The sequence below is a fragment of the Mesorhizobium sp. M1338 genome (assembly GCF_040318045.1).
Lineage (GTDB): Bacteria > Pseudomonadota > Alphaproteobacteria > Rhizobiales > Rhizobiaceae > Mesorhizobium.
In genome coordinates, this window is the sequence record NZ_JAMYLL010000059.1 from 22,483 (window position 1) to 28,718 (window position 6,236).

The 6,236-nt window shown below is 60.1% G+C and carries 8 protein-coding genes and 2 pseudogenes; 7 read left to right on the top strand and 3 right to left on the bottom strand.

The window, feature by feature from the left end:
* Positions 1–16: 16 nt before the first annotated feature.
* The 4 genes from repB to NKH19_RS29565 all read left to right on the top strand — a co-directional run bounded on the left by repB (position 17) and on the right by NKH19_RS29565 (position 3,342).
* Complete coding sequence (gene repB, locus NKH19_RS29550) at positions 17–982, top strand: plasmid partitioning protein RepB (protein WP_352873018.1); 966 nt, start codon at positions 17–19, stop codon at positions 980–982.
* Between the two features lie 155 nt (positions 983–1,137).
* The gene (repC, locus tag NKH19_RS29555; RefSeq protein ID WP_352873019.1) at positions 1,138–2,343 is read left to right on the top strand and encodes a plasmid replication protein RepC; all 1,206 of its coding nucleotides are present in this window, start codon (positions 1,138–1,140) and stop codon (positions 2,341–2,343) included.
* Positions 2,344–2,431: 88 nt separating this feature from the next.
* Positions 2,432–2,863, top strand: coding sequence for an antitoxin Xre-like helix-turn-helix domain-containing protein (locus NKH19_RS29560; protein ID WP_352873021.1), 432 nt, complete (start codon positions 2,432–2,434; stop codon positions 2,861–2,863).
* Complete coding sequence (locus NKH19_RS29565; RefSeq protein WP_352873023.1) at positions 2,860–3,342, top strand: RES family NAD+ phosphorylase; 483 nt, start codon at positions 2,860–2,862, stop codon at positions 3,340–3,342. The genes NKH19_RS29560 and NKH19_RS29565 overlap by 4 nt, the downstream gene beginning before the upstream one ends.
* 139 nt (positions 3,343–3,481) lie before the next feature.
* Here NKH19_RS29565 and NKH19_RS29570 read toward each other — a convergent pair.
* Positions 3,482–3,870, bottom strand: a pseudogene (locus NKH19_RS29570) (recombinase family protein); the annotation flags it as partial.
* A gap of 216 nt (positions 3,871–4,086) precedes the next feature.
* On the opposite strand from NKH19_RS29570, the gene NKH19_RS29575 reads away from it, so the two are divergent.
* Together NKH19_RS29575 and NKH19_RS29580 are read left to right on the top strand one after the other, a co-directional pair.
* On the top strand, positions 4,087–4,308 hold the full coding sequence (locus NKH19_RS29575; protein ID WP_352873043.1) for a type II toxin-antitoxin system RelE/ParE family toxin: 222 nt from the start codon (positions 4,087–4,089) through the stop codon (positions 4,306–4,308).
* On the top strand, positions 4,305–4,658 hold the full coding sequence (locus NKH19_RS29580) for a helix-turn-helix domain-containing protein (protein WP_352873025.1): 354 nt from the start codon (positions 4,305–4,307) through the stop codon (positions 4,656–4,658). The genes NKH19_RS29575 and NKH19_RS29580 overlap by 4 nt, the downstream gene beginning before the upstream one ends.
* Before the next feature lie 31 nt (positions 4,659–4,689).
* Here the strand turns inward: NKH19_RS29580 and NKH19_RS29585 are convergent, their stop codons facing one another.
* Positions 4,690–5,298: a hypothetical protein gene (locus tag NKH19_RS29585; RefSeq protein WP_352873027.1), complete on the bottom strand. Its 609-nt coding sequence runs from the start codon at positions 5,296–5,298 to the stop codon at positions 4,690–4,692.
* Positions 5,299–5,509: 211 nt separating this feature from the next.
* Between NKH19_RS29585 and NKH19_RS29590 the strand changes: the two are divergent.
* Positions 5,510–5,635 (top strand): annotated as a pseudogene (locus tag NKH19_RS29590) (IS256 family transposase); the annotation flags it as partial.
* Positions 5,636–5,646: 11 nt separating this feature from the next.
* Here the strand turns inward: NKH19_RS29590 and NKH19_RS29595 are convergent.
* The coding region (locus NKH19_RS29595) for a site-specific integrase (protein WP_352983363.1) at positions 5,647–6,236 on the bottom strand (590 nt) is incomplete at its 5' end.

Here is a 6,236-nt window from a genome sequence, read left to right on the forward strand (position 1 = left end):
GAATCGGAGCGATTGAATGGCACGCAAGGACATTTTCGGCAGTGTCATGGGTCCCGCAACGGCAATTGCCGATGGCCAGGACGTCTCCGGCTACGCCGTTCGTGGCGCATCACGGTCGATCATACAGTCCTTCGAGGAGCTCTCGAAGAGTTCAGTCGTCGATCTCGATCCGGCTCTGGTCGACACGTCATTCGTCTCGGACCGTATGGACGATGACGATGATGCGTTTCAGGAGTTGCTGACGGCAATTCGTGAACGAGGACAGGATTCTCCGATCCTGGTCCGACCTCACCCTGAGACTCCGGGACGCTTTCAAACGGTCTTCGGCCATAGGCGCGTCAGGGTTGCCCGGCAGTTGGAAAGGCCTGTACGCGCTGTCGTCAAGAAGATGGACGATAGGGACCATGTCATCGCCCAAGGCCAGGAGAACGCCGCCAGAGTCGATCTGTCCTTCATCGAGCGGACGCTTTTTGCAGACCGCGTTCTCAAGCGAGGCCATTCGCCTGACACGGTGAAATCAGCTCTTGCGCTCGACGACACGACCTTCTCGAAGATGCGTTCTGTGATCAGCAACATTCCAGAGCAGGTCATTTTTGCGGTGGGCGCGGCCAAAGGCATTGGCCGCGACCGCTGGTGGCAGCTTGCCAAGCGCATGGAGCATCCTGGTGCCGCGGCGAGGGCAGCGGAGTGCGTGGCAATCGCCGATTTCGCGCAGCCCGGTAGTGAGGCCCGTTTTGCCCGTCTGTTCGACTTTGTGAGCGCCCCGGTGAAGCCCCCGCGGGCGCCATCGAAGCCCCAGGAGCGGGCTTGGGCACCCCAGGACAAATCGGTTCGCGCCAAGATCACCGACACGGGAAAAGTGTTTACGCTTGCCTTGAAGTCCAAGGAAGCGTCGCCCTTCGGCGCGTTCATTGCCGGCAAACTCGATGAGCTTTTCGAGGCTTTTCGGGAGTCGGAAATGGCGAAGAAAACAGGAGACTAAGACCGCAAAAGAAAAAGGCCCCCGAACGTCACCGTCGCGGAAGCCCTTCTCAAGTCTGTAGCAAGCTGAGAATCGCACTTCCTCGAATCACTGTCAAGAGTCGTGGCGTCGTTTCGGCGAGCGGATTTCTTTTGCCTGATTGAAAGGTGAGGGAAATGGAGAGTGGGTATGGAACGACGCCCTTTGGGCGGCGGCCGATGACGCTTGCGCTGGTGCAAGCGAACGCGGCATCGCGAGAGATTCCTGATGGAGCTCTCGTCGAGAAGTGGCAGGTCTATCGTTGGTTGTGCGAGGGCAGGGCCGTCGTAGGTGTGGGAGATCGCGCTCTGGCCGTGCTGAGCGGGCTTTTGTCGTTCTATCCCGACGACCAGATCAGCGAGGAAAACGGCCTGATGGTCTTTCCCTCGAACGCGCAGTTGTCACTGCGCACACACGGTATGCCCAGTTCCACATTGCGGCGACATCTGGCTGAGCTGGTGAGTTGCGGCCTGATCATCCGTCGGGACAGTCCAAACGGCAAAAGGTTCGCCCGGAAAGGGAAGGGTGGCGCCATTGAGGAGGCGTTCGGATTCTCACTGGCGCCGCTGCTGACGCGGGCCGTTGAGTTTCAGCATGCTGCCGAACAGGTGCGCGCCGACAGCCATGCGCTCCGGTTAATGAGGGAGCGGATCACGCTTCATCGTCGCGACATCCACAAGCTTGTCGAGGCTGCGATCGCGGAGGGCGTTCCTGGCGACTGGGGAGCCATGTGGAGACGGTTCAGGGCCATTGTAGATGCAATTCCGCGGCGGGCAGGGCTATGCGAATTGGAGGCAATCGTTGCCGAGCTGACGAGACTTCATGACGAAGTGGACATGATGTTGGAAAACTTCATGAATTCCACGAATCCTAGCGCCAATGAGTCCCAAAATGAGCGGCAGCAATCTGATTCAAACACAGACTCCACTTTTGTATTTGAACCGGCTTTGGAGAAAAGCAGGGCGGCGGTCGAACCAAGGCGGGCAGACGACGCGAAACCGAAAAGCTATCCGATAGGACTTGTGCTGAAAGCCTGCCCTGAAATTTCAGACTATGCCGTGCACGGCATCGGAAACTGGCGCGATTTGATGATCACCGCCGTCCAGGTACGAGGCTACCTTGGTATTTCGCCCTCGGCATACGAGGAGGCTTGCCATGTGATGGGCCAGGAGACCGCCGCCATCGTGATTGCCTGCATCTTGCAAAGGGCACAGCACATCAACTCGGCCGGCGGTTATCTGCGGGTTCTAACCGAAAAGGCGAGGGCAGGGGAGTTTTCGGTCGGGCCTATGCTGATGGCGGCGTTGAAGGCGAACGGTGTGACGGCAAAGATGACTGGGTAACCGTTGGCGGATCGGTTCGCGCTGATGCGGGGCTTGCATGGCGCATCATGTGAGGCTATATTTTGCCTCACATGGAATGGAGAGTGAAATGCTGGCGTTTGGAAATGTCGCCGACGTGTTGGGGCTGCCCGTTAAGGAGGTGGCGTCACGGTCGCCTTTCGGGCTGATCTCCCGGATCGAGAATGGACTTCCCATCGGCGCGCTCGAGCGCGTTGCGCAGCTTCTGGCGCCTGGCGATGCTCAGTTCAAATACCGGCTGATCCCCAAGGCGACCTACGAGCGGCGCAAGGCGGTACATCGTCTCTCGTCGGACGAGGGCACACGATTGGCCCGCGTGGCGCGCGTCTGGAGTCTTGCTGTCGATGTCTGGCACAACGAAGAGGAAGCACGTGGTTTCTTGTTTCGGCCGCACCCGATGATTGAGGACAAGCGACCGATCGACGTCGTTATCCTGAGCGAGTTCGGCGCCGAAATGGTGGTCGATATCCTCGGAGGTCTGAAGTACGGCAGCGCTGCGTGACGGCGCAGACTCTCGATCGCACGCTATCGTCCTTTCGCATCGGCGATCCGGCCGGCACCTACCCGATCTACGACGCGACCGGCTCGACAATCGCGCCAGGGCGATGGAACACGCCCGGAAGTCCTATCATCTACACCAGCGAGCACTATTCGACGGCCTTGTTGGAAAAGCTGGTGCATGGCAGCGGCCGACTGCCGCCCAACCAGCATTACATCGAAATCACAATTCCGCGCGGGCTGAGCTACGAGGTCTTTTCCCAGCCGTCACTGCCCGGCTGGGACACGATGCCGGCGACGGTGAGCAAGGGATTTGGCGAAACCTGGTGTTTAGAACGGCGCAGCGTCATTCTGCTGGTGCCGAGTGCCGTGGCGCGTCTCGATTGCAATGTGCTGATCAATCCGGCGCATCCGGAGTTTTCAAGGATCCAGACAAGTCTGCACCAGCCCGTCTACTGGGACAGGCGGCTGTTTGGCGCGTAACGGGGAGGGGCTTTGTGTCGCCTATAACCCCGAGGCCTTGGTGAGATTGACGCGGAACCGGTCACGTCGGCGCTGGTATTTCCGCGTCATCTCGGCCGAGGCATGGCCGAGCTGCTTTTGCACATAGCGCCATCGACCTCGAGAACATGCCTTGCGGCGTCGACGTATCAATCGGATCGCGGAGCGAGCGGAAATGCACGCCGCGCGTCTCAAGCTGCTCGATGACCTCCAACAGATGGCTGACCGACCGGGCGAGGCGGTCGAGCCGCACGAGGACGAGAACGTCGCCGGCGGCGATCTCACACATCAGCTTCGCCAGCACCGGCGGGAGCGAGAGGCGCCGGAACCATGTTCCTGGTGAACCGTATGACAGCCGGTGGCGTTGAGCTCGTCGACCTGGGCGTCATTGAGTTGGTCTTCGGTGGAGACCCGTGCATTAGCCGAGCAAGGGGGGCGAGGAAGGGTGTGAGCTGTCTGCGTGACTTGGCCCTGCGGCGTATTTTGGGTCGATTTTTGCGAAGTTGCAATGTGTCAGAAAAGGAACGTTTGAGGCGAGTGTCGCGACACACGCCTTGACTTTTCCCTTTGCGTAAGCCATTTACTAACCCATTGGGTTATAGGAGTAGTATGCAGACTGTCGCCGAGACGCCGCTCTTCATCAAGCAGGCCACTGAACTTTTCACCGAAGAGGAGCGCTCGGAACTGATCGATTTCCTGGCGGCCAACCCCTAGGCGGGCGATGAAATTCCCGGTGCGGGTGGTGTTCGCAAGTTGCGTTTCGGCGTCAAGGGAAAGGGCAAACGCGGTGGAGCCCGCGTGATTTACTACTGGTACAGCGAGGAGGCGCCAATCTATGCGCTTCTGGCGTATGGAAAGAACGAGAAGACCGACTTGAAGCCGGAAGAGGCCAAGGCCGTAGCCGCGTTCGCGAAAGCGATCAAGGCAGCGAACAGGAGCAAGATATGAGCGAGATGACGAAGTTTGGAGCGGACCTGATCCAGGCGATGTCCGAGGCGCTGGCTCACGCTCAGGGCAAGGACGTTCCGGGAACGCAGGTCCATGCGGTTGATGTCGGCACAGTTGATGCGAAGGGGATCCGCAAGAGGCTGGACCTTACACAGGACCAGATGGCGACCGTGCTCGGAACCAGTCCGTCCGGCTACAAGAAATGGGAGCAGGGGACGAGGCAGCCCAGCGGCGCTGCGCGCACGCTGCTCCGGATCATGGAACGGGAGCCGGAAGCTGTGCTGCGAGCCCTGTCTAGGGAAGTTGCTGAGAGCGACGAAACGCGCGCTTCACCTGCGGCATCTCACTGACAGGAACATCAATCGGCTCGGTCCTATGTGATCACAGCGCGGCCCGTCCGTGGGTCCGTTCCGCGTCATTGTGATGCTGAACGGCGGTGCTGCGACTGCTGCATGCTTCGCGCAGCCTCAGCGAGATTGCCGGAGTGCAGGCTGTGGGCGGACAAACATTTTCGGATCGAGCCCGGCCTCGGCAACGCGGCGTGAGGTGTCGCGCGACGCTTTCGGGGGCGGTATCAGTCACCGACCTCGATCGAATTGTGATCGCACCACGTGACGCTCTTTCTTCCGCATTCGCTTCGAAAGCGTACCACCGATCGAGTGCACCCCTTCGCTGCAACAGATCCTTGAATCTTGCGTACGCGCCTCTTTTGCTGAAGATTTTTTGAACGTCACCGACGTTGTCAGGCAGAAATTGGCGTGCGAAGTCCAGTGCGAGCGGCTTGCCCAGGTCGAGTTCTTTCTTGTCAGGTATTTGGGCGTATTTGTCGCTGTCGTCGATATCATCCGGCAATTCGTCCAAATCACCCGTGAATTCGGAATGCCAGTAGAGCGTGCCTGACTGCTTGCACAGAAAGGCCTGATGTTCTCCCGTGCCCCCAGAACTGACGAATTCGAAAGCCAACAGTATGTCTTTAAAGCTGACGGGCATTGTCGTTCGGCGTCCTATATAGATGCCAACGCATCAGAGGTCGGTACCACGAGCTGTTCTCGATAGTGCCCCGCCGCATGGTGTACCCGGCGGTGACGAAGTCGCCCGCGAGCGCGCTCTCAACAACGCTGTAGCGAGCGGCGTAGCGGGGGCATCGATGTCGCTGGCAAGGTCGAGTTGCTCACACCAACCTGATTCGAAGGACCCACCGATGACCGACGACATGATGAACCGCCGCACGCTCGTGGTGAAGACCCCTGACGCTGATCTTTTGCGCGAGATTATGGACTTTGCCGCCGAGCGGCGGATGGAGATGGTGGACGGCGCCGCAACCGGCGGTCCGGGTTCCTAAACGATGATTCTTGCTGCCCTTCCGAGCGTTCGTTCGGCCTCGTTGTAGTAGTTGGAAGCCTGCTGCACGGAACGATGCTGCGACTGCTGCATGGCTTCCTGCAGCGGAATGCCGCGACGGGCGGTTTCAGTGAGATATCCAGAGCGCAGGCCATGGGCGGAAAACGCCGCCGGGTCGAGTCCGGCCTCGGCGACGCGGCGCTTCAGGATCAGATTGACGGCCTGCGGCGTGAGCGCGCGTTTTTCGAGATTGCCCCAACGGTCGATGCCGCGGAAGACGGCGCCCTCGGTGACCTCGGCGCGTTCGAGCCACGATTGCAGAACCGTCACCGGCCGGCCGACGAGCAGCACGAAAGCGTCGCTGTCGGCCTGTGTCGTCTTGGTCCGACCGAGTCGGATCGACAGGCACGGCAGTTTGTCGCCGTCGGGATTCTTTGGATCGGCCGGAACGGGCTCTTCCTCGACCAGCTGTTCGACGCGGAGAGCAGAAATCTCGCTGCGGCGGCGGCCGCCGGAGGCAAAGGCGGTGATGAGAAGGGCGCGGTCGCGCAGGTCGACGAGACGGTCGCCGGCGCAGGCTTTCAGGA